Origin of the sequence: Agromyces atrinae, from assembly GCF_013407835.1 — a bacterium.
In the GTDB taxonomy this organism is placed as follows: Bacteria; Actinomycetota; Actinomycetes; order Actinomycetales; family Microbacteriaceae; genus Agromyces; species Agromyces atrinae.
Genome location: NZ_JACCBI010000001.1, coordinates 585,045 through 605,185, shown reverse-complemented (window position 1 = coordinate 605,185; position 20,141 = coordinate 585,045). Strand labels below are relative to the sequence as shown.

Here is a 20,141-nt window from a genome sequence, read left to right as displayed (position 1 = left end):
GAGGCGCGGGCCGCACCGAATCGCCTAGCTGCCGGATGTCTCGCGGACCCGTGACCGCTTGGCACGCGTCGTGTAGAGGTGGCCGTACTTGACCTTGCTGAGGTACCGCGTCGGCAGGCCCTTGATGACGATGTAGACGACGAGCACGGAGATGAGCTTGTCGGCGATCTCCTGGAAGAACTGCACCGAGAAGACGCTCGTGAAGATGTTGTTGCCGGCGGCGAGCAGGGTCGCCGTGATGATCGACCCGGTGCTCCCGGTCGCGCCGCCGAAGACGATGGCGGTGATGAGGCCCGAGCAGATCGTCGCGACGAACGTCAGGATGAGGCCCGCGATGATGACCGTCCAGAGCTTCGTGAACATGCCGCGCTTCGCGAGGAGGCCCGCGACGATGCCGACCATGATGGACGTCAGCGCGTACGGGAAGTAGACGGGGTTGAAGATGCCGTTGATGCAATTGGTGAGGAGACCGGTGACGGCTCCGACCCACGGACCGGCGATCGCGCCCACGAGGATCGTCCCGATCGAGTCGAGGAAGATCGGCAGGCGCAGCAGCTGGCAGAGCTGGAAGCCCACGATGTTGATCGCGATCGCGACCGGGATGAGGAGGAGGGCGATCAGGCTGAAATCGCGCTTGAAGAAGCCTTGCTGAGTGGACACGAGTGACCTTTCTTCGTTGAAAGAGTGATGCGGGTTCAGGCGAAGGACGCCAGGGAGGTGTGGAGCAGGTGCGCGAATCGGTCTCGATCGATGTCGAAGCCGACCAGGGCATTGGGTTCACGGCCGCTCGACGCGTTGTAGTCGACGACCGTCGCTCCGAGAGTCGGGCCATCGCTCGTGACGATGTCGACGCGGGTCGCGACCATGGTGAAGAGTGAGGGGTCGATCAGGTAGGCCACGGCGCACGGGTCGTGCATGTGAAGGCCTTCGACGTGATCGTCCGGGGCGAGGAACGGCCGGGTCGTCGAGCGGTCGTAGAACTCGAGGAGGCCGGCGAAGACCTCGCCGGTTCGTGTTCCGAGGGCTCGGATCGCTTCGATCTCGGGCGTGAAGATCTGCGCCTTGTGCGTGACGTCGAGTCCGAACATCGCGATCGGCACGCCCGCGTTGAAGACGATGTCGGCGGCCTCGGGGTCGACGTAGATGTTGAACTCGGCCGCCGCCGAGTAGTTGCCGCCGAAGCACGCCCCGCCCATGATCGAGATCTGCGCGATCCGGTCGCGGAGATCGGGGTACGCGAGCAGGAAGATCGCGATGTTCGTGAGCGGGCCGGTGGCCACGAGGGTGATCGGTTCGTCGGACGACTCGACGAGCTGTGCGATCGCCTCGACCGCGCGTCGGCCGTCGGGCTCGACGGTCGCTTCGGGAAGCTCGGCCCCGTCGATCCCCGATTCGCCGTGCACGTAGTCGGCGATGATCAGCTCGCGGCGGAGCGGGCGCGGTGAGCCCTGCACGACGGGGATGTCCTCACGACCGGCCAGGGCGAGGAGTCGGCGCGCGTTCGCGAACGTCTTCTCGGGCCGCTGGTTGCCCGCGCACGTCGTGACGAGTTCGACCGAGACCGCCGGGGAGGCGAGAGCCATGAAGAGGGCGACGGCGTCGTCGTGGCCCGGGTCGCAATCGAGCACCATCCTCACGACGTCGGATCGATCACTGACGGTAGACGGGACTGCCACAACAACTCCTTTGTGTGTGCGAACGGAACGTGACTCAACACGTGTTGATGACGATACAACACGTATTGCGCTTGATGCAACACGTGTTGATACGATGGGCTCGTCGACGGTGACTCGCTCGCGAGTCGACCCGGATGCACCCCAACGAAAGTGGAAGCACATGGTCGTTTCTCGTGCAGATGTCGCCCGGCGGGCGGGAGTCTCCCCCGCCCTCGTCAGCTATGTCACCAATGGCGGGCCGCGGCCCGTGTCCGCCGCAGCTCGCGCCCGCATCGAGCAGGCGATCGACGAGTTGGGCTACACCCCCAACACCATCGCTCAAGCGCTCCGCGGCTCGTCGACGCAGACCGTCGCGCTCCTCGTGCCGAGCGCGGTCAACGGCTTCTTCGGTGAACTCGCGACAGCGATCGAGGAACAGCTCTACGCGACGGGCAATTCGCTCGCCGTGGGCATCACCAACGACGAGGAAGAGCGCGAGATGCGCTACATCGAGTCGTTCGCCGCCCGCCAGGTCGACGGCATCATGGCAATATCGTCCAACTCCGAGAACACGCTCGGTCTGCTCTCCCGCAGCACGGTGCCCGCGATCATCCTCGACCGCATCCACCACGGGCTCGACCTCTCGTCGGTCACGATCGACAACCGAGCCGCCGCGCACAGTGTCGTGCAGCACCTCCTCGAACACGGACACTCGATCGTCGCGTGCGTCGGCGGGCGCATCGGCACGAGCTCGGCCGACGAGCGCGTCGACGGATGGCGCGAGGCGACGTCGACCGGGGCCGGCGACGACCGCTATCTCGCGCGAGCCGACTTCACCGAGATTGGCGGTTACGAGGCGACGCGAACGCTCCTCGAACGCGAGGGCACGCCGCCCGCAGCCCTCTTCGTCTCCTCCGACGTTCAGGCCGTCGGTGCGATCCGGGCGTGCGCCGAACGCGGGATCCGCGTCCCCGACGACCTCGCGATCGCCTCGATCGACGGCACCGTCGCAGCGTCGTTCATGTCGCCGTCGCTCACGTCGTACCGTCAGCCCATCGAGAAGATCGCGGAGACCGCGGTCGGCCTTTTGCTCGCCATGACGGGCGACGAGGGCGACGCGCACAGCCACCTCACGATCGGCGGTGAACTCGTGCTCGGCGGCAGTTGCGGGTGCCCGGAGCACCCGATCTCGGCGAGCGGTGGCTGAGGACGATGTCATGCTGTCGATGAGCTACAGATTTGCCTCAGCGCTAATCCCTGAATATTCGCGTACTCTACGGCGCTCCGATGCCATACGTATAGCTACCGGTGTCCCAGTTCATTGTCGAGTTGTAACTGTAGCCACTCAGCGTGCCGTCGCCGTTGTCTACGTTTGCAACGAAGCACTCAAATACTGTGGTCTGTTCGGTCAGGTCATCCGTCGATCCGCCGTTCACAGGACTGCAGTCGATTGAAAGCACTGGGCCGTCGATGAGCCCGTCAGCGATGTGTTTCTCAGCCATCGCGCGGATGGAATCCTCGATTCCTGGGACGCTGTCAGCGCGAAGCTTCCGCTCGCTCGCTTCAGCCTCTTTGGCTGCCGCTGCCTTCGCGTCCGCTGCTCGTTGTGCAGCCTCTTCCTTCACCGCAGCGCGGTCAGCCGCCTCCTGCGCAGCGACCGCGGCTTGCTGATCCGTGACCAGCTTCCAAACGAGTGCGCCACCGCCTACCACCAATAGAACCGCGACGAGCACGCTTGCGACGAGCACAGACGTTCGTCGGGACGACCGATGAGTTGGCGTCGCTTCTGCAGGCTCAGTAGGCAGAGGAGAGCGGGATGGCTCAGGAAGACTCAGCCAACTCTCGCCATTCCAGTATCGCTGGGAACCATCCGGAGTTGGGTACCAACCGGCCGGTGGTTGAGGCGCATCGTCAGTCATTACAAGCCCTTAATCACGGCAAGCGAACGCTGATAGCAGAACTGAGGCGAATGTAGCAGTGAGCAACTGACTCGATCGAACCGTGAACGATGCCGCACTTTTGAAGTGCACGTCGACCATCTCGGACATGTCGATCACAAACGCACTTGGGGCCCGCGCGAACCCCATAATTCAACTCGACGTCGGCGTCGCATGAGTGCGCTGCGCGCGATGTGCACAGATAGCGCTGAGAGAGGAGACTGTGGGCCCTACCGGGCTCGAACCGATGACATCCACGGTGTAAACGTGGCGCTCTACCAACTGAGCTAAAGGCCCGTCTGAAAGACGACTTCCGCCATCATAGCGGAGCGTAGACTCCGCTCATGGCCGACGACCAACGCTCTCGAACGGCGCCAGCCGAGCACCGCTGGCCCGTCGTCATCGCCGTGCTCATCGCACTCGCACTGCACCTGTTCCTTCCGAGCTCGCTCCTCGAGGTCCAGCGCTACATCGTCGCCGTCGTCGTGGTCGCGCTGCTGATCCCGCTCATCGTGCTGAACCCCCACCGGCTCGTGCGGCAGACGCGCTGGTCGCGGAACCTCGAGATCGTCACGGCGCTCGTGCTCGTCGCGGCGAACCAGATCACGCTCGTGCTCCTCGTCTTCCAACTCGTCGAGCGCGCCGGAGACGGGACGGCGCTCCTCGTGGCATCCCTCCAGGTGTGGACGACCAACGTCATCGCGTTCGCGCTGCTCTACTGGGTGATCGATCGCGGCGGCCCTGTCGCTCGCGTCCACGTACCGCGCGAAGACCTCGCGCACGCCGACTTCCGGTTCCCGCAGGACGAAGACCACGACGCCGTCGTCGAGGTCGCCCGCGGGTCGTCACGCACGAGCGACTGGGTGCCGTCGTTCGTCGACTACCTGTACTTCTCGCTGAGCAACTCGATGGCGTTCAGCCCGACCGACACGATGCCGCTCACGCACCGCGCGAAGCTCCTCATGGGCCTCGAGTCGTTCGCGGGGTTCATCCTGCTCGCGCTCGTCATCGCCCGCGCGGTCGCGCAGATCGGCTGAGCGGAGTCAGCCGACGAGCTCGGCGACCGCGTCGCGGTACGCCTCGAGCGAACGCGGCTGGCCGGGTGCCGTGATGAAGCTCGATCGGATGACGCCGTCGCGGTCGATCACGAAGGTGGCGCGGTTCGCGAAGCCCTTCTCCTCGAGGAAGACGCCGTATTCCTTGGCGACCTGGCCGTGCGGCCAGAAATCGGCGAGCAGCGGGAAGGTGTAACCCTGCTCCTCGCCCCACGCGCGCAGCGTGTACTTCGAGTCGACCGAGATGCCGATGAGTTCGACGTTCGCGTCGGCGAAGATTCCGATGTTGTCACGGAGTTCGCAGAGCTCGCCCTGGCATGTTCCCGAGAACGCGAGGGGGAAGAACACGAGCGTGACCGGCTTGACTCCGCGGAAGTCGGACAGATGCACGGTCTGACCGAACTGATCGATGAGTTCGAAGTCGGGGGCCAGTGTGTCGTTCTCAAGTGCCATGGTCGCCGAGCCTACCCGCCTAGACTCACTAAGATGGCGGGGGTGCTCGACGAGCCGTGACCCGGCCGCCGATGCGAACGTCTCCCTGAATGCGCCAACTGCGCGCGAGAGAAAGGTCGACCGTGACTGTCAACGACCAGGACCCGTACTCGGTGGAAGCCTTGGACTCCGATCCCGAAGAAACGGCCGAGTGGTCTGAATCACTCGACGCGCTCGTGGCCGCTCATGGCCACCAGCGTGGCCGCGAGATCATGCTGAGCCTCCTCAAGCGGTCGAAGGAACTGCACCTCGGCGTGCCGATGGTTCCCACCACCGACTACTTGAACACCATCGCTCCCGAGAACGAGCCCGAGTTCCCCGGCGACGAGGAGATCGAGCGCCGCTACCGTGCGTGGCTCCGCTGGAACGCCGCGATCATGGTGCACCGCGCTCAGCGCCCCGGCATCTCGGTCGGCGGCCACATCTCGACCTACGCCGGAGCCGCGTCGCTCTACGAGGTCGGCTACAACCACTTCTTCCGCGGCCAGGACCACGCCGGCGGCGGAGACCAGATCTTCTTCCAGGGCCACGCCTCCCCCGGCATGTACGCCCGCGCCTTCCTCGAGGGCCGCCTCGGCACCGACCAGCTCGACGGATTCCGTCAAGAGAAGTCGCACGCCCCCTACGGCCTCTCGTCGTACCCGCACCCGCGCCTCATGCCGCAGTTCTGGCAGTTCCCGACCGTGTCGATGGGTCTCGGCCCGATCAACGCGATCTACCAGGCCCAGGCCAACAAGTACCTCACCAACCGCGGCATCAAGGACGCGAGCGACCAGCAGGTCTGGGCGTTCCTCGGCGACGGTGAGATGGACGAAGTCGAGAGCCGCGGTCAGCTGCAGGTCGCTGCCAACGACGGCCTCGACAACCTCAACTTCGTGATCAACTGCAACCTGCAGCGTCTCGACGGCCCGGTGCGCGGAAACGGCAAGATCATCCAGGAGCTCGAGAGCTTCTTCCGCGGTGCCGGCTGGAACGTCATCAAGGTCATCTGGGGCCGCGAGTGGGACGACCTCCTCGCCCGCGACAACGACGGCGCGCTCCGCAACCTCATGAACGTCACGCCCGACGGCGACTACCAGACGTACAAGACCGAAGACGGCGCCTTCGTGCGCGAGAACTTCTTCGGCCGCGACCCGCGCGCCCTCGAACTCGTCAAGGACTACACCGACGAGCAGATCTGGGGCCTCAAGCGCGGTGGCCACGACTACCGCAAGGTCTATGCCGCCTTCAAGGCCGCGAGCGAGCACAAGGGCCAGCCGACCGTCATCCTCGTGAAGACGATCAAGGGCTACGGTCTCGGACCGAGCTTCGAGGGCCGCAACGCGACCCACCAGATGAAGAAGATGACGCTCGAGAACCTGAAGACGTTCCGTGACGCCATGCACATCCCCATCTCGGACGCGCAGCTCGAAGAGAACCCCTACCTGCCGCCGTACTACCACCCGGGCGAGCAGGACGAGGCGATCCAGTACCTGCACGAGCGGCGTCGCGCGCTCGGCGGCTACGTGCCCGAGCGTCGCACGAAGCACACCGAGTTCACGCTGCCGGACGACTCGGCGTACGCGATCGCGAAGAAGGGCTCCGGAACGCAGGAGATCGCCACGACCATGGCGTTCGTCCGACTGCTGAAGGACCTCATGCGGTCGAAGGACTTCGGCAACCGCATCGTCCCGATCATCCCCGACGAGGCGCGCACGTTCGGCATGGACGCGTTCTTCCCGAACGCGAAGATCTACAACCCGAACGGCCAGAAGTACACCTCGGTCGACCGCGAACTTCTCCTCGCCTACAAGGAGAGCCCGCAGGGCCAGATCATCCACGTCGGCATCAACGAGGCCGGTGCACTCGCCGCCTTCACCGCCGTCGGAACGTCGTACTCGACGCAGGGCGAGCCCCTCATCCCGATCTACGTCTTCTACTCGATGTTCGGGTTCCAGCGCACGGGTGACGCGATGTGGGCAGCCGGCGACCAGATGGCTCGCGGCTTCATCATCGGCGCGACCGCCGGCCGCACGACGCTCACGGGCGAAGGCCTGCAGCACGCCGACGGCCACTCGCCGCTCCTCGCGTCGACGAACCCCGCGGTCGTGTCATACGACCCCGCCTACGGCTACGAGATCGGCCACATCATGCGGTCGGGTCTCGAGCGCATGTACGGCGGATCGCACCCCGACCCGAACGTCATGTACTACTTGACGGTCTACAACGAGCCGCTCGTTCAGCCGGCCGAGCCGGAATCGGTCGACGTCGAGGGCATCGTCCGCGGCATCCACCGCATCTCCGAGTCGAGCACGGCGGGCCCCAAGGCTCAGCTGCTCGCCTCCGGCGTGGCGGTGCCGTGGATCATCGAGGCTCAGGAACTGCTCGCGAACGACTGGGGCGTCTCGGCCGACGTGTGGTCGGTCACCTCGTGGTCGGAGCTCCGTCGCGACGGCCTCGCCGCCGAGAAGCACAACTTCCTCGACCCCGACGGCGCCGTGCGCGTTCCGTACCTCACGACGAAGCTCGCCGGCGCAGCCGGACCGTTCGTCGCCGTGTCCGACTTCATGCACGCCGTTCCCGACCAGATCCGCGCCTTCGTGCCCGGTGAGTTCGCGACCCTCGGTGCGGATGACTTCGGCTTCAGCGACACGCGCCCCGCCGCGCGTCGTTACTTCACGATCGACGGCCCCTCGGTCGTCGTGCGCACGCTCGAACTCCTCGCCCAGCGCGGCGAGATCGATCGAAGCATCCCCGCGCAGGCCATCGCGAAGTACCGACTGCACGACGTGAACGCCGGCACGACCGGCTCGGCCGGGGGCGAGAGCTAAAACCGAGTGGCCAAGCCCCGAACGAAGGACGAGACGCTCGCATGGTTGCGGACGATCTCGGGTGAACTCTCCACGGCGACTCTGAAGCGCCTCGAGGACACCCTGCCGTGGTACGGCGACATGCCCCCGGGCCGTCGCTCCGCCGTGGGTCTCGTCGCCCAGGCGGGCATCACGTCCTTCATCTCGTGGTTCGACGACCCTCGATCGACGCCCTGGATCGCCGCCGACGTTTTCGGTGCGGCTCCTCGTGAGCTGCTGCGATCGGTGAGTCTGCAGCAGACGCTGCAGCTCATCCGGGTGACGGTCGAGGTCGTCGAAGACCGCGTGAAGGACGGCAGCGAGTCGCTCCGCGAGGCGATCCTGCTCTACTCGCGCGAGATCGCCTTCGCCGCGGCCGACGTCTACGCACGCGCCGCCGAGGCGCGTGGGCTGTGGGATGCCCGTCTCGAGGCTCTCGTCGTCGACTCGATCCTGTCGGGCGAGTACGACGACGAGCTCCCGAGCCGCATCGCTGCCCTCGGTTGGCACGGCCACGGAGAGGTCGCCGTCCTCGTCGGAACGACGCAGCCTCACGTCGACGTCGATCAAGTGCGCCGTGCGGCGCGCCACATGCAGGCCGACGTGCTCATCGGCATCCAGGGCAATCGGCTCGTCCTCGTCATCGGTCGCGCCGAACCGCGCGAGCCCGCCGAGGCCGAGAACGGCAGCGAGACGATCGGTACCGCTCCGGCGCTCGGGTTCCAGGAGATCGCGGTCGCCCTCGAGCCGCACTTCGGACCGGGCCACCTCGTGCTCGGGCACGAGGTGCCGAACCTCGTCGACGCGTCGAAGAGCGCACGGGCAGCCCTCGCCGGGTTCGCCGTGGCGAAGTCGTGGCGACATGCGCCGCGGCCCGTGCTCGCCGACGACCTCCTTCCCGAACGCGCCCTCGCGGGCGACTCCCTCGCGAAGGCGACCCTCGTCAACCGCATCTACCGGCCCCTGCAGGCCCACTCGACCGAGTTGCTGACGACGCTCTGGTGCTACCTCGACAACGGCCGCTCGCTCGAGGCGACCGCGCGCGAGCTCTTCGTGCACCCGAACACCGTGCGGTATCGCTTGAAGCGCGTCTCCGACGTCATCGGCTGGGATGCGACCGGTGCGCGCGAAGCGCTCATCCTGCAGTGCGCGCTCATCATCGGCTCGATGAGCGATCACGAACCGGGCAAGCGCCGCTCGTGATGCCACGCCCGTCACTCTCGACAACGCTTTCGACGAGAGCTTGTGGCATGTCTACACTCCGATGGCTCGGTCGAACGGCAGACTAGAGGGATGATTGTCATCGTCTGCCCGGGTCAGGGCTCGCAGACTCCTGGATTCCTCTCGCCGTGGCTCGAGCACGACGGTTTCGCCGATCGCCTCGGCGCGCTGTCGGCCGCTTCGGGTGTCGACCTCCTCACGCACGGCACCGAGAGCGACGCCGACACGATCCGAGACACCGCGGTCGCGCAGCCGCTCATCGTCGCCGCCGGCATCCTGAGCCTCGAAGCCCTCCTCGCCGATGGCCGACGCGAGAAGGTCGGCGGAATCGCCGGTCACTCCGTGGGCGAGATCACCGCAGCGGCCGGCGCGGGAATCCTGAGCGCCGACGACGCCCTCGCGCTCGTCACCGAGCGCGGTCGAGCGATGGCGGATGCCGCCAGCCAGGTGCAGACCGGCATGAGCGCCGTCATCGGTGCCGATGAAGCCGAACTCCTCGCACGTCTCGACGAGCTCGGTCTCTACCCGGCGAACGTCAACGGCGGCGGTCAGATCGTCGTCGCGGGTGAACTCCCCGCTCTCGCCGCTCTCGCCGAGAACCCCCCGGCACGCGCACGCGTCATCCCCCTGCAGGTCGCGGGCGCGTTCCACACCCGCTTCATGGAGCCGGCCGTCGCACGCCTCAGCGAGGTCGCCGCGTCCCTCAGCCCCGCCGACCCGACGCTTCGTCTGTGGACGAACAACGACGGCACCGTCGTCGACTCGGGTCGCCGCTTCCTCGACCTCATCGTCGGCCAGGTGTCGTCGCCCGTGCGCTGGGACCTCTGCATGCAGTCGTTCGCCGATGCGGGCGTCACGGGCATCATCGAGGTCGTCCCGGCCGGCGCTCTCGTGGGCCTCGCGAAGCGCGGGCTCAAGGGAATCCCGTCGGTCGCGGTCAAGACGCCCGACGACCTCACCGCCGCGTACGAACTCATCGACTCCGCCGCCTGAGCGGGAACGACGCAACGAGAAAGCCGCACATGACGCCTCCCACCCTTCAGCAGTCGCACGGACCCGCCTACACGCGCATCTACGCGCTCGGCGCCGCTCGTGGCGACCGTGCCGTGCCGAACGACGACCTCGTCGGTCCGATCAACTCGTCGGACGAGTGGATCCAGCAGCGCACCGGCATCGTGACCCGCACGCGTGCGAGCTCCGACGTCGCCGCCGTCGACCTCGCGACCGAGGCCGCCCGTGAGGCGATCGCGAAGTCGGGCGTCTCGCCCGAACTCATCGACCTCGTCATCATCGCGACGATCTCGAACGTGCAGCAGACTCCGTCGATGGCCGCCGTCGTCGCCGATCGCGTCGGTGCGAACCCGGCCGCGGCCTACGACGCCAACGCGGCGTGCGCGGGCTACGCGTACGCGGTCGCTCAGGCCGACGCGCTCATCCGCACGGGTGTCGCGCACTACGCCCTCGTGATCGGCGCCGAGAAGCTCTCCGACATCGTCGACCCGACCGACCGCTCGATCTCGTTCCTCCTGGGCGATGGTGCGGGAGCGGCTGTGATCGGCCCGAGCGACTTCCCCGGTATCTCACGAACCATCTGGGGTTCCGACGGCTCGAAGGCCGACGCTGTGGGCATGAACAACACGCTCACCGAGTTCCGCGACGGTGCCGCCGAGTGGCCGACGCTCCGCCAGGAGGGCCAGACGGTCTTCCGCTGGGCCGTGTGGGACATGGCGAAGGTCGCGAAGCAGGCTCTCGACGCCGCGGGCGTCACCTCGGCCGACCTCGCCGCCTTCATCCCCCACCAGGCGAACATGCGGATTATCGACGAGTTCGCGAAGCAGCTCAAGCTCCCCGAGTCGGTCGTCATCGCGCGCGACATCGCGACGACGGGCAACACCTCGGCGGCGTCCATCCCTCTCGCCACGCACCGGCTGCTCGACGAGCACCCCGAACTGTCGGGCGGACTCGCCCTGCAGATCGGATTCGGCGCGGGGCTCGTGTTCGGCGCACAGGTCGTCGTCCTTCCCTGAACCACGTCGTCGCGGCCCGTCGCGACGCGTCCGACCCCCATCCCCCTAAACTGATCTCGGTCATCCGAGACACCCCAAGGAGAAAAACAATGGCATTGTCCACCGAAGAAGTCCTCGCCGGCCTGGCCGAGCTCATCAACGACGAGACCGGCATCGCGACCGACACGGTTGAGCTGGACAAGTCGTTCACCGACGATCTCGACATCGATTCCATCTCGATGATGACGATCGTCGTCAACGCCGAAGAGAAGTTCGACGTCAAGATCCCCGACGAAGAGGTCAAGAACCTCAAGACCGTCGGCGACGCCGTCAGCTTCATCGTCAAGGCCCAGGACTAGCGCGACCTGTCGTCGGGACGGGCCATCGGCCCGCCCCGACGACAACCGTGTCCCTCTTCCCGTTCTCTGCTCGGAGTTCCTCGAATGACCAAGAAGATCGTTGTCACAGGTATCGGTGCGACCTCGCCTCTCGGCGGAACCGCCCGCGACAGCTGGAAGGCCCTCCTCGCCGGCGAGTCGGGTGCATGCACCATCGACGCCGAATGGGTGTCGAAGTACGAGATCCCCGTGACGTTCGCGGCACAGGCCAAGGTTCCCTCGGCTGACGTGCTCGCGCGCCACGAAGTCAAGCGACTCGACCCGTCGAGCCAGTTCGCCCTCATCGCCGGCCGTGAGGCCTGGGCCGACGCCGGCGCCCCCGAGGTCGCCCCCGAGCGTCTCGCCGTCGACTGGTCGACCGGCATCGGCGGCGTCTGGACGCTGCTCGACGCGTGGGACACCTTGCGCGAGCGCGGCCCCCGCCGCGTGCTGCCCATGACGGTTCCGATGCTCATGCCGAACGGGCCGGGAGCGGCGATCGGAATGGACCTGCACGCCCGTGCCGGCATCCGTACGGTCGTCTCCGCGTGCGCCTCGAGCACCGAAGCGATCGTCAACGCGTACGACCACCTGCAGCAGGGCTTTGCGGATGTCGTCATCGCCGGTGGTTCGGAAGCCGCGATCCACCCGCTGCCCATCGCCTCATTCGCCGCGATGCAGGCGCTCTCGCGTCGGAACGACGACCCGACGACGGCCTCACGCCCCTACGACGTCACGCGCGACGGCTTCGTGCTCGGAGAGGGCGCTGCGGCGCTCGTCCTCGAGACCGAGGAGCACGCGAAGGCGCGCGGCGCTCGTATCTACGCCGAGGTCCTCGGCGGTGCCGTCACGAGCGACGCGTACCACATCACCGCTCCCGACCCCGAGGGCTCGGCTGCGGCGCGCGCGATGATCGCCGCTATCGAAGGCGCGGGCGCGACCCTCGCCGACGTCAAGCACATCAACGCGCACGCGACGTCGACGCCCGTCGGCGACATCGCCGAGTACAACGCGCTGCGGCGCGTGTTCGGCGCGGGCCTCGATGACATCGCCGTCACCGCGACGAAGGCCTCGACCGGTCACCTCCTCGGCGGAGCCGGGGCCATCGAAGCGCTCTTCACGGTGCTCGCTCTTCACGAGCGCATCGCTCCGCCGACGATCAACCTCACCGAGCAGGACCCCGAGATCCCGCTCGACGTCGTCACGTCGCCGCGGGCCCTCGGCGACGGTGAGCTGCTCGCGATCAGCAACTCCTTCGGCTTCGGCGGTCACAACGCCGTCGCCGCGTTCCGCGCCATCTGATTCGTGGAGTAAGAAGAACCCCGGCTCGGATCTCTCCGGCCGGGGTTCTCTTCTTCTCGATCCTCGGATTTCGCTTACGCGGTGCCAGGAAGCCGTCCGACACTCGCTTCTCGCGCCAAGCCGAGCGATCGAAGTCTCTATCCCACTTTGTGCAGCCAGACGACGGGTGCGAAATCGCTCGCGTGGCGGAACGGTTCGAGTTCGTCGTCCCACTCCTGACCGAGCGCGAGTCGGAGCTCACGGTGCAGTTCGACGGCGTCGGCCCCGGCGACCTCCATGGCGTAACGCACACGGTCCTCCGAGATGACGGAGTTGCCGGCGGTGTCGGTCTGAGCGACGTGGATTCCGAGTTCGGGCGTGTGCATCCAGCGCATGCCGTCGCTACCCGGCGTCGGGTCCTCGGTCACCTCGAAGCGCACGTGCTCCCAGCCGTGCAGAGCCGACGCGATCTTCGCGCCCGTGCCCTGCGGGCCTTCCCAGAAGTACTCCGCGCGCTGGGCGCCGCGCAGCACGGGCTGCGCCGACCAGTCGAAGTTGACGCCCTCGCCGAGGGCGCTTCCGACGGCCCACTCGACGTGCGGGCACATTGCCGCAGGTGACGAGTGGACGTAGATGACACCCCTCGCGGTGTGCGCGCGACGGGTGGATGCGTCCGCCATGGTGTTCTCCGTTCCTTCGAGGTGCGTCTTCCCCTACGACCTCAGAACGTGAAACTGGCGAATGTTCAACTGTGACGCCGATTATGCCTCATCTTCCTGGGGAATGACAAGGCTGCGATTCGCCGTGTCGCGCGCGGCTCCCGACAGGCGCGAACACTATGCTCGGTATACCTTTAGTCGAGCGTCAGGAGAATCCGTGAGCGTCCGCGATTCGCTGCTCGCCGCGCTCCTTCCGGGGCCGGCGTATGGCTTCCAGCTCCACCGCGAGATCACGCAGCGTGTGGGCGAGCGGCGCGAGGTGAACGTCGGCCAGACGTACGCGACGCTCGACCGGCTGACCCGGCAGAAGCTCATCGAGCCCGCGGGAAGCACCGACGACGGGCTCCCGCTCCACCGGCTCACGCCGTCGGGGCGCGCCGCCGTCGAGCGGTGGTTCGCGGGCACGGATGCCGCGGGGGCCGATGCGAGCGACGAGACGGTCGAGCGCGTGCTCGTGGCACTGTCGCTCGCCGAGGTCGACGCCCCGGCTGTCATCGCCGCCGAGACCTCGCGCTGGGCGGCGCGCCCGCGCGACCGACGCCCCGCGGCCTCACCGCTCGCCGCCCTCGCGGCCCGCGCGGATGCGGCACGCACGGAACGCATGCTCGAGTGGCTCGCTGACGCAGCGCGCCACGCCGAGGAGCGTGAGCGATTCGTCGTCGAACGTTCGAATGAGCGGCCGCGTCGAGGGCGGCGCCCCGCCGCATGACTCAGGCCGTCTCGACGTAACTGTCGACGATCGCGAGATCGAGCGGGAAGTCGACCGGGAAGGTGCCGAAGAGGAGGCGCCCCGCCGAGCGGGCCGCTTCGACGACGGCATCGGCGACGGCATCGGCGTGCCGCGCGGGAGCATGCACGATGATCTCGTCGTGCAGGAAGTAGACGAGATGGGGCTGCGCGCGGAAGACCGGTCCGGCGAGGGAGCTCGACTCCGCGTCATCCACCGGGTCGAGGGCGGCGAGGCGACGCCGGAGCTCGGCCATCCAGCAGAGCGCCCACTCGGCCGCCGTTCCCTGTACGACGAAGTTGCGCGTGAAGCGGCCCCAGTTGCGCGCCGACTGCCGCGCTCGACGTTCCTCGGCCGGGGTCGCGTCGGGCTCGGTCGCCCGCGACTGCACCTCGCGCCAGTCGGGTGACGGCCGAGGTGAACTGCGGCCGAGGAGGGTCGAGACGACTCCCCCGCGTTCACCGGTGCGTGCCGCATCGTCGACGAGGCCCATCGCTCGCGGATACACCCGGCCGAGACGGGGCGCGAGCCGCCCGCTCTCACCCGTCGTCGCACCGTACATCGCCCCGAGCATCGCGAACTTCGCCTGCTCGCGCGTCTCGACGGCGCCGCTGTCGACGATTCCGGCGTAGAGATCGGTGCCGCGCGCGGCCTCGGCCATGGCCAGATCGCTCGCCATGCCCGCGAGAACCCGGGGTTCGAGCTGGGCGGCGTCGGCCACGACGAGCTTCCAGCCGGGGTCGGCGACGACGGCCGCGCGGATCTGCTTCGGCAACTGCAGCGCACCGCCCCCGTTCGTCGCCCACCGACCCGTGACGACGCCGCCCGGCACGTAGTCGGGCCGAAACCTCGAGTCGTGGATCCACTCGTCGAGCCACGTCCACCCGTTGGCGCTCAGCAGGCGCGAGAGTTTCTTGTAGGCGATGAGTGGAGCGATCGCGGCGTGGTCGTGTTCGGCGAGCTCCCAGCGATTCGTCGTCGAGACGGGGATGCCCGCACGGCCGAGCGCGCGGAGGAGCTTCTGCTGGGAGTCGAGGTTGACCGTCTCGTCGCCGAGAGCCTCGCGCACGACATCGGCGATCTGCTCCATCTTCGCCGGTTTGCGCCCGGGTGCGGGGCGATCGCCGAGCAGATCGCTCAGCACCCGATCGTGCACCGTCGCGCTCCACGGCAGGCCTGCTGCGTGGATCTCGGCGGCGATCAGCGCACCGGCGGATTCGGCGGCGAGGAGCAGCCGCAGACGCCCGGGGTCGGCGCTCGACGCGAGTCGCTCGCGTTGACGTTCGAACTCCGCGAGCGTCTCGCGCGCGTCATCCGTCGACGTCGGGGAGTCGAGAGGGATGTCGAGGTCGAAGAGCGCCTCGCCCTGACGATGGGGCGTCAGCTCGGCGACGATGGGCGCGTCCCACGCGTCGCGAGGTCGATCGGTGGGCAGGGTGAGCGCCGAGTCGCGGAGGATCGCATGGGAGAGCCGGAGGTCATGACAGCGTTCGACGCGCACGCCCGCGGCGAGCAGCACGGGGTACCAGTGCGCGGTGTCGTTCCAGACCCAGCGGGGTCGGTCGGCCTCGGCCCGCGCAGCATGGGCGGCGAAGCCGTCGTCGGCGACCTCGGAGGTCGCGACGAGAGAGCCGCCGTCGTCGAAGGTGTGAAGGGCGATGCGCTCCCGTCCGAGGCGTCCGACGACGATCTGCACTCGTCCATTCTCCCGCCCACCTCCGACACGAATGTCGGTGGTGGATTGCAGGATGTCGCCATGCTGATTTCTGTACCCGCGCGGGGTCGCCGCGACGAGAGGATCTGAGATGGTCGCGGTCGCTTTCCGCTGCGGGCACGGGGCACGGGCGGGCGATGCCGGGGTGCTCTCACTGTCGCGCGCGTGCCCGCTCTGCATGCTCATCGCCGAGACCCAGCGCTCGCGCGGCGAACTCCTCTCGAAGGTCGCGCCGCCGTACCGCGCGTCGCTCGCCGCCGAGACGCGCATCGGTGCGGTGTACGAGTGGCGCTGTGCGCGCGGTCACGACCGGTACGAGGCGACCATCCGTGAGGTGCTCACCGGCCCGAGCTGTGCGAAGTGCAAGGCCAATGCGGCCGGGCCGTCCTCCCAGCGCGAGGCGGGCGTCGCGTACATGAAGCCGGGTCTCCGAACCGCGACGTCGCAGACCGAGCAGAGGCTCAAGATCCTGCTCGGCGAACGCATCAGACTGCACCACAAGGTCAACGCCGTGCGCATCCGCCGCATGTTCTACGGGCAGCAGGAGGTCTGGCCCGACATCCTCGTTCCCCAGCTGCGCATCGCCGTCGAGTACGACGATCCCGGCAAGGCCCGGCGCTGGCACCGCGGCCTGAAGGAGGCCTCCGACATCGAGAAGGATGACGCCCTGCGCGACGTCGGCTGGGAGATCATCCGCGTGCGCGCCGGTGGGCTCGAGCCCCTCGGGCCCTACAGCGTCGTCTGCAAGGGCCTGACCGTGGCAGCGGTCGACGAGGTCGTGCGACTCATGCGTGAGATCCGAGGCGATGCCGCCGTCGACGCTCTCGCAGTCGCGCCCGCCGCGGTCTGATCAGTCCTCGTCGTCGTCGCGGAACGTGCGCACGAGGTGCATGACCGTCAGCGTGAGCGCCCCGAGGATCGAGACGACGGCGAGCACGATCAGCACGATGCCGCCGGGAGTGTCGAAGTTCATACGTCGAGGGTATCGGCCCGGAATCGAGAGCGACCGGCCACGACGCGGTCACGCCCCACCGAATCGAGTGCGGCGGGGCGTGACCGTGCGTGCGGAGTAGGGCGGGTGGGACTTGAACCCACGAATCGGCCGGTTATGAGCCGGCTGCCTTAACCAGCTTGGCTACCGCCCCTCGGGCACAGTGATCAGAGTACCGGAGGAGAAACGCTTGGTCGGCGACCCGCGAGCGTGTGCCGCCTCGGTTCACTCCGAGCGAGTGGCCGACGCGTCTTCGGTGACCGGATCGGCCACCGGCTCACCGCGATACAGACTCTCGAACGTCGAGAGGGTGCGGTTGATGTCGTGCGCCGCGATGAGTCGGATCGACTCCTTCTTGAGGCGCTCGAACTCCTCCGGGCTCGCCTCGAGCACGACCTTCAGCTTGTCGGCGAGGTCCTGCGCGTTGCTCGGCTCGAAGAGGTAGCCGTTCTCGCCGTCGTGCACGAGGTGGGGCAGCGCCATCGCGTTCGCCGCAACGACGGGAAGGGCCGAGGCCATGGCCTCCATCGTGACGATGCTCTGCAGCTCGGCGATCGACGGCATCGCGAGCACGGTAGCGCGGTGGTAGGCCTCGCGCAGTTCTTCGTCGGTGACGTAGCCCGTGAAGACGACGCGGTCGGCGATGCCGAGAGTCACGGCGAGCTGCTGCAGGTTCTTCATCTGGTCGCCGCCGCCGACGATCTCGACGGTCGCATCGAGTTCGGCGGGAAGGAGCGTGAGTGCGCGCAACAGAACGTCGATCTGCTTCTCGCCCGTGACGCGGCCGACGAAGAGGATGCGGTTCTCGGTGCGCGGCTCCCAGTTCGGGGAGTAGTTGTCGGCGTCGATGCCGCACGAGATCGCGTGGACGCCGGTGAGGCCGGTGTGCTTCTCGAGGAAGTCCGCGGCCTTCCGCGTCGGAGTCGTGACCGCCTCGGCGCGACCGAACGTACGACGCGCGGCCTTCCAGGCGAGCCCGACGGCCCACTCCTGAAAGCCCTTGGGCAGGAGCGTGAACTCGAGCATGTTCTCGGGCATGAAGTGGTTCGTGCCGATGATGCGGATGCCGCGCTTCTGCGCCTCGATGCCGAGACCGCGGCCCGTGATGATGTGCGACTGGAAGTGCACCACGTCGGGCTTGACCTCGTCGATCACGCGGGCACTGTTCTGCTTGATGCGCCACGGCATGGCGAAGCGCAGCCAGTCGTGGGGGTACCAGCGCCAGCTGTAGAGACGGTGAGCCGTGACGGTCTGTCCCTCGTACACCTCCGGCCACGTTCCGTGCTTGCGGCTCGCAGCCGGAACCATGACGTGCACCTCGTGTCCGCGAGCGACAAGACCGGCGGCGAGCCGCTCCGCGAAGCGAGCGGCTCCGTTCACGTTGGGAGCGAAGGTGTCGGCGCCGATGAGGACGCGCAGCGGTTTCGGGGTCTCCGGGGATTCGGCTGACGCCGTCGTACCGGAAGTGTCTGACACGGGGTGATGTTCCTCACAGTCGGGGAGCAGAGTTCGTGGCCCTGCATCACGGCCGGGCACACACGGGCACCGGAGCGATTGTCCATTGTAACCATCCGGTCACGACGCACGCCCCGAACGACGCCGCGCGCCGCCTACAACTGTGTCTGCGGGTGGTACTTCGCGAGACGGAACACGCCCCAGATGGCGATGACGCCGGCGATGATGTAGACGACGATCGCCCACGGCGGGGCCTGCGACGCCTCGCCCAGCACGATGATTCCGATCGCGACGGCCACGAGCGGGTCGATGACCGTGAGACCGGCGATCACGAGGTCGGGCGGGCCGGATGCGTAGGCGTTCTGCACGAAGTAGGCGCCGAGTGCCGTCGCGGCGAGCAGCGCGATGACGCACGTGAGCGTCAGCCACTCGAAGTCACCCTGCTGCAGTCGACCGATGACGACCTTGGCGAGGGTCGCGACGAAACCGTAGAGCACGCCCGCGCCGAGCACGTAGAAGATCGCCCGCATGCGCTTCCGGAGGAAGGTGAAGGCGAGCCCGAATGCGGCGAGCACGACCGCGAGGATGATCAGGATCGTGATGAGGTTCTGCTCGGTCACGGGCTTGTCGACGGCGGTGAATGCGGCGACGAAGACGAAGAGGAACACGCCGCCCACGCACATGATGATCGCGATGACCGACTGCCGGTTCACCTTGACCTTCGCCACGCGGGAATTCACGACGGCCGTGATCACGAGGGCGATCGCGCCGAGCGGCTGCACGACGATGATCGGTGCGAACGAGAGGCTTCCGAGCTGGAAGAGGATCGCGAGACCCAGCATGAGAGTTCCGATGACCCACGAGGGTCGTGCCAGGAGGAGAGCGAGCTGCTTTCCCGACATCCCCTTGCCGACGGATGAATCGGTGCGCGCTTCGACCTTGCCGACCCCGCGGTGCTGGAACTGCGCCCCGAGCGAGAGGAAGACGGCACCGACGAGGGCCAACGGAATGCCGATGAAAGCGGCGGGATCGCTCGCGATCTCCTGCGTGATGTCGTTCAGGTCGGGGTTCACTCGATGACTGTAGCGCGCGTGCCCTCGATATCCTGGGCGAATGGCCGTACTCCCCATTCGAATCTCCGGAGATCCCATTCTCCACTCCCCCGCCGCCCCGATCGTCGCCTTCGACGACGACCTGCGATCGCTCGTCGCCGACATGTTCGAGACGATGGATGCCGCGCCGGGCGTGGGCCTCGCGGGCCCGCAGGTCGGCGTTCCGCTCCGACTCTTCACCTACGGCTGGGTCGACGAAGACGGCGAGCGGTGGCGAGGGGTCGCCATCAACCCCGAGCTGTGGATCACTCCGACCGCGACGGGCCCCGTCGACGAGGACGAGGAATCTGAGGGCTGCCTCTCGTTCCCCGGCGAGCGTTTCGGGCTGCGTCGGTCGGAGCGCGCGATCCTCCGCGCCGTCGACCTCGAGGGCGAGCCCTTCGAGATCATCGCCGAGGGATGGCTCGCACGGATCTTCCAGCACGAGTTCGATCACCTCAACGGCACGCTCTACATGGATCGCCTCGGTGAGAAGGACTCCCGGATCGTCGCGAAGATCACCAAGAAGCTCGGGTGGGGCGTTCCCGGCAACTCGTGGATGCCGGGAGTCGACGACCTCGAGGGCTGAGGC

Annotated in this window: 20 protein-coding genes, 2 tRNA genes and 1 pseudogene; 11 read left to right on the top strand and 12 right to left on the bottom strand. The window is 67.5% G+C overall.

What is annotated here, in order from left to right:
• Window positions 1-24: 24 nt before the first annotated feature.
• A complete protein-coding gene (locus BJ972_RS02955; RefSeq protein ID WP_129175275.1) occupies window positions 25-660 on the bottom strand; it encodes an ECF transporter S component in 636 nt (211 codons plus the stop codon).
• A gap of 35 nt (window positions 661-695) precedes the next feature.
• Window positions 696-1,676: a nucleoside hydrolase gene (locus BJ972_RS02950; protein WP_206736515.1), complete on the bottom strand. Its 981-nt coding sequence runs from the start codon at window positions 1,674-1,676 to the stop codon at window positions 696-698.
• Between the two features lie 160 nt (window positions 1,677-1,836).
• Between BJ972_RS02950 and BJ972_RS02945 the strand changes: the two genes are divergently transcribed.
• On the top strand, window positions 1,837-2,862 hold the full coding sequence (locus BJ972_RS02945; protein ID WP_164989938.1) for a LacI family DNA-binding transcriptional regulator: 1,026 nt from the start codon (window positions 1,837-1,839) through the stop codon (window positions 2,860-2,862).
• Window positions 2,863-2,929: 67 nt separating this feature from the next.
• Here BJ972_RS02945 and BJ972_RS02940 read toward each other — a convergent pair whose 3' ends face one another.
• The 3 genes and pseudogenes from BJ972_RS02940 to BJ972_RS02935 all read right to left on the bottom strand — a co-directional run bounded on the left by BJ972_RS02940 (window position 2,930) and on the right by BJ972_RS02935 (window position 3,889).
• Entirely contained in the window at window positions 2,930-3,403 is a 474-nt protein-coding gene (locus BJ972_RS02940; protein WP_241830823.1) for a DUF2510 domain-containing protein, read from the bottom strand.
• A 69-nt stretch (window positions 3,404-3,472) separates the two neighbouring features.
• Window positions 3,473-3,574 (bottom strand): annotated as a pseudogene (locus BJ972_RS17630) (DUF2510 domain-containing protein); the annotation flags it as partial.
• Between the two features lie 242 nt (window positions 3,575-3,816).
• A tRNA-Val gene (locus BJ972_RS02935) sits at window positions 3,817-3,889 on the bottom strand.
• A gap of 47 nt (window positions 3,890-3,936) precedes the next feature.
• Here BJ972_RS02935 and BJ972_RS02930 point away from each other — a divergent pair.
• Window positions 3,937-4,629 (top strand): hypothetical protein, encoded by a 693-nt coding sequence (locus BJ972_RS02930; RefSeq protein ID WP_129175269.1) that lies wholly within the window; start codon window positions 3,937-3,939, stop codon window positions 4,627-4,629.
• Window positions 4,630-4,635: 6 nt separating this feature from the next.
• Here the strand turns inward: BJ972_RS02930 and BJ972_RS02925 are convergent, their stop codons facing one another.
• On the bottom strand, window positions 4,636-5,100 hold the full coding sequence (locus BJ972_RS02925) for a peroxiredoxin (RefSeq protein WP_129175267.1): 465 nt from the start codon (window positions 5,098-5,100) through the stop codon (window positions 4,636-4,638).
• Between the two features lie 122 nt (window positions 5,101-5,222).
• Here BJ972_RS02925 and aceE point away from each other — a divergent pair, with 122 nt between their 5' ends.
• The 6 genes from aceE (at window position 5,223) to BJ972_RS02895 (ending at window position 12,873) form a co-directional block, all read left to right on the top strand.
• Entirely contained in the window at window positions 5,223-7,949 is a 2,727-nt protein-coding gene (gene aceE / locus BJ972_RS02920) for a pyruvate dehydrogenase (acetyl-transferring), homodimeric type (RefSeq protein WP_129175265.1), read from the top strand.
• Between the two features lie 6 nt (window positions 7,950-7,955).
• A complete protein-coding gene (locus BJ972_RS02915) occupies window positions 7,956-9,170 on the top strand; it encodes a PucR family transcriptional regulator (RefSeq protein WP_129175263.1) in 1,215 nt (404 codons plus the stop codon).
• Between the two features lie 90 nt (window positions 9,171-9,260).
• Complete coding sequence (locus BJ972_RS02910) at window positions 9,261-10,181, top strand: ACP S-malonyltransferase (RefSeq protein WP_129175261.1); 921 nt, start codon at window positions 9,261-9,263, stop codon at window positions 10,179-10,181.
• A 29-nt stretch (window positions 10,182-10,210) separates the two neighbouring features.
• Window positions 10,211-11,215, top strand: coding sequence for a beta-ketoacyl-ACP synthase III (locus BJ972_RS02905; RefSeq protein ID WP_129175259.1), 1,005 nt, complete (start codon window positions 10,211-10,213; stop codon window positions 11,213-11,215).
• Window positions 11,216-11,304: 89 nt separating this feature from the next.
• Window positions 11,305-11,553: an acyl carrier protein gene (locus tag BJ972_RS02900; RefSeq protein ID WP_055818711.1), complete on the top strand. Its 249-nt coding sequence runs from the start codon at window positions 11,305-11,307 to the stop codon at window positions 11,551-11,553.
• Between the two features lie 84 nt (window positions 11,554-11,637).
• Window positions 11,638-12,873, top strand: coding sequence for a beta-ketoacyl-[acyl-carrier-protein] synthase family protein (locus BJ972_RS02895; RefSeq protein ID WP_129175257.1), 1,236 nt, complete (start codon window positions 11,638-11,640; stop codon window positions 12,871-12,873).
• A 137-nt stretch (window positions 12,874-13,010) separates the two neighbouring features.
• On the opposite strand, the gene BJ972_RS02890 is transcribed toward BJ972_RS02895, so the two are convergent.
• Window positions 13,011-13,532: a DUF3145 domain-containing protein gene (locus tag BJ972_RS02890; protein ID WP_129175255.1), complete on the bottom strand. Its 522-nt coding sequence runs from the start codon at window positions 13,530-13,532 to the stop codon at window positions 13,011-13,013.
• 196 nt (window positions 13,533-13,728) lie between these two features.
• On the opposite strand from BJ972_RS02890, the gene BJ972_RS02885 reads away from it, so the two are divergent.
• Window positions 13,729-14,280, top strand: a complete 552-nt coding sequence (locus BJ972_RS02885) for a PadR family transcriptional regulator (RefSeq protein WP_164989937.1) — start codon at window positions 13,729-13,731, stop codon at window positions 14,278-14,280.
• 1 nt (window position 14,281) lies between these two features.
• Here the strand turns inward: BJ972_RS02885 and BJ972_RS02880 are convergent, their stop codons facing one another.
• Window positions 14,282-15,994 (bottom strand): bifunctional 3'-5' exonuclease/DNA polymerase, encoded by a 1,713-nt coding sequence (locus BJ972_RS02880; protein WP_241830816.1) that lies wholly within the window; start codon window positions 15,992-15,994, stop codon window positions 14,282-14,284.
• A gap of 109 nt (window positions 15,995-16,103) precedes the next feature.
• Here BJ972_RS02880 and BJ972_RS02875 point away from each other — a divergent pair, with 109 nt between their 5' ends.
• Window positions 16,104-16,862 (top strand): putative endonuclease domain-containing protein, encoded by a 759-nt coding sequence (locus tag BJ972_RS02875; protein ID WP_164989930.1) that lies wholly within the window; start codon window positions 16,104-16,106, stop codon window positions 16,860-16,862.
• Here the strand turns inward: BJ972_RS02875 and BJ972_RS17090 are convergent, their stop codons facing one another.
• From BJ972_RS17090 to BJ972_RS02860, 4 genes are all read right to left on the bottom strand, one after another.
• Window positions 16,863-16,985 (bottom strand): hypothetical protein, encoded by a 123-nt coding sequence (locus BJ972_RS17090; RefSeq protein ID WP_257022685.1) that lies wholly within the window; start codon window positions 16,983-16,985, stop codon window positions 16,863-16,865.
• Between the two features lie 97 nt (window positions 16,986-17,082).
• Window positions 17,083-17,157 (bottom strand) — tRNA-Ile (locus tag BJ972_RS02870).
• A gap of 71 nt (window positions 17,158-17,228) precedes the next feature.
• Entirely contained in the window at window positions 17,229-18,479 is a 1,251-nt protein-coding gene (locus BJ972_RS02865) for a glycosyltransferase (RefSeq protein ID WP_129175248.1), read from the bottom strand.
• Between the two features lie 134 nt (window positions 18,480-18,613).
• Window positions 18,614-19,531 (bottom strand): DMT family transporter, encoded by a 918-nt coding sequence (locus BJ972_RS02860; protein WP_241830815.1) that lies wholly within the window; start codon window positions 19,529-19,531, stop codon window positions 18,614-18,616.
• A gap of 40 nt (window positions 19,532-19,571) precedes the next feature.
• Here BJ972_RS02860 and def point away from each other — a divergent pair, with 40 nt between their 5' ends.
• A complete protein-coding gene (gene def / locus BJ972_RS02855) occupies window positions 19,572-20,138 on the top strand; it encodes a peptide deformylase (protein ID WP_129175244.1) in 567 nt (188 codons plus the stop codon).
• Window positions 20,139-20,141 lie beyond the last annotated feature (3 nt).

What these genes read in the sequence shown, in the direction of transcription:
- BJ972_RS02945 (WP_164989938.1), top strand. Translation starts at nt 1,837, where the DNA reads ATGGTCGTTTCTCGTGCAGATGTCGCCCGGCGGGCGGGAGTCTCCCCC.
- BJ972_RS02930 (WP_129175269.1), top strand. Translation starts at nt 3,937, where the DNA reads ATGGCCGACGACCAACGCTCTCGAACGGCGCCAGCCGAGCACCGCTGG.
- BJ972_RS02925 (WP_129175267.1), bottom strand. Translation starts at nt 5,100, where the DNA reads ATGGCACTTGAGAACGACACACTGGCCCCCGACTTCGAACTCATCGAT.
- BJ972_RS02910 (WP_129175261.1), top strand. Translation starts at nt 9,261, where the DNA reads ATGATTGTCATCGTCTGCCCGGGTCAGGGCTCGCAGACTCCTGGATTC.
- BJ972_RS02905 (WP_129175259.1), top strand. Translation starts at nt 10,211, where the DNA reads ATGACGCCTCCCACCCTTCAGCAGTCGCACGGACCCGCCTACACGCGC.
- BJ972_RS02900 (WP_055818711.1), top strand. Translation starts at nt 11,305, where the DNA reads ATGGCATTGTCCACCGAAGAAGTCCTCGCCGGCCTGGCCGAGCTCATC.
- BJ972_RS02895 (WP_129175257.1), top strand. Translation starts at nt 11,638, where the DNA reads ATGACCAAGAAGATCGTTGTCACAGGTATCGGTGCGACCTCGCCTCTC.
- BJ972_RS02890 (WP_129175255.1), bottom strand. Translation starts at nt 13,532, where the DNA reads ATGGCGGACGCATCCACCCGTCGCGCGCACACCGCGAGGGGTGTCATC.
- BJ972_RS02875 (WP_164989930.1), top strand. Translation starts at nt 16,104, where the DNA reads ATGGTCGCGGTCGCTTTCCGCTGCGGGCACGGGGCACGGGCGGGCGAT.
- BJ972_RS17090 (WP_257022685.1), bottom strand. Translation starts at nt 16,985, where the DNA reads ATGAACTTCGACACTCCCGGCGGCATCGTGCTGATCGTGCTCGCCGTC.
- def (WP_129175244.1), top strand. Translation starts at nt 19,572, where the DNA reads ATGGCCGTACTCCCCATTCGAATCTCCGGAGATCCCATTCTCCACTCC.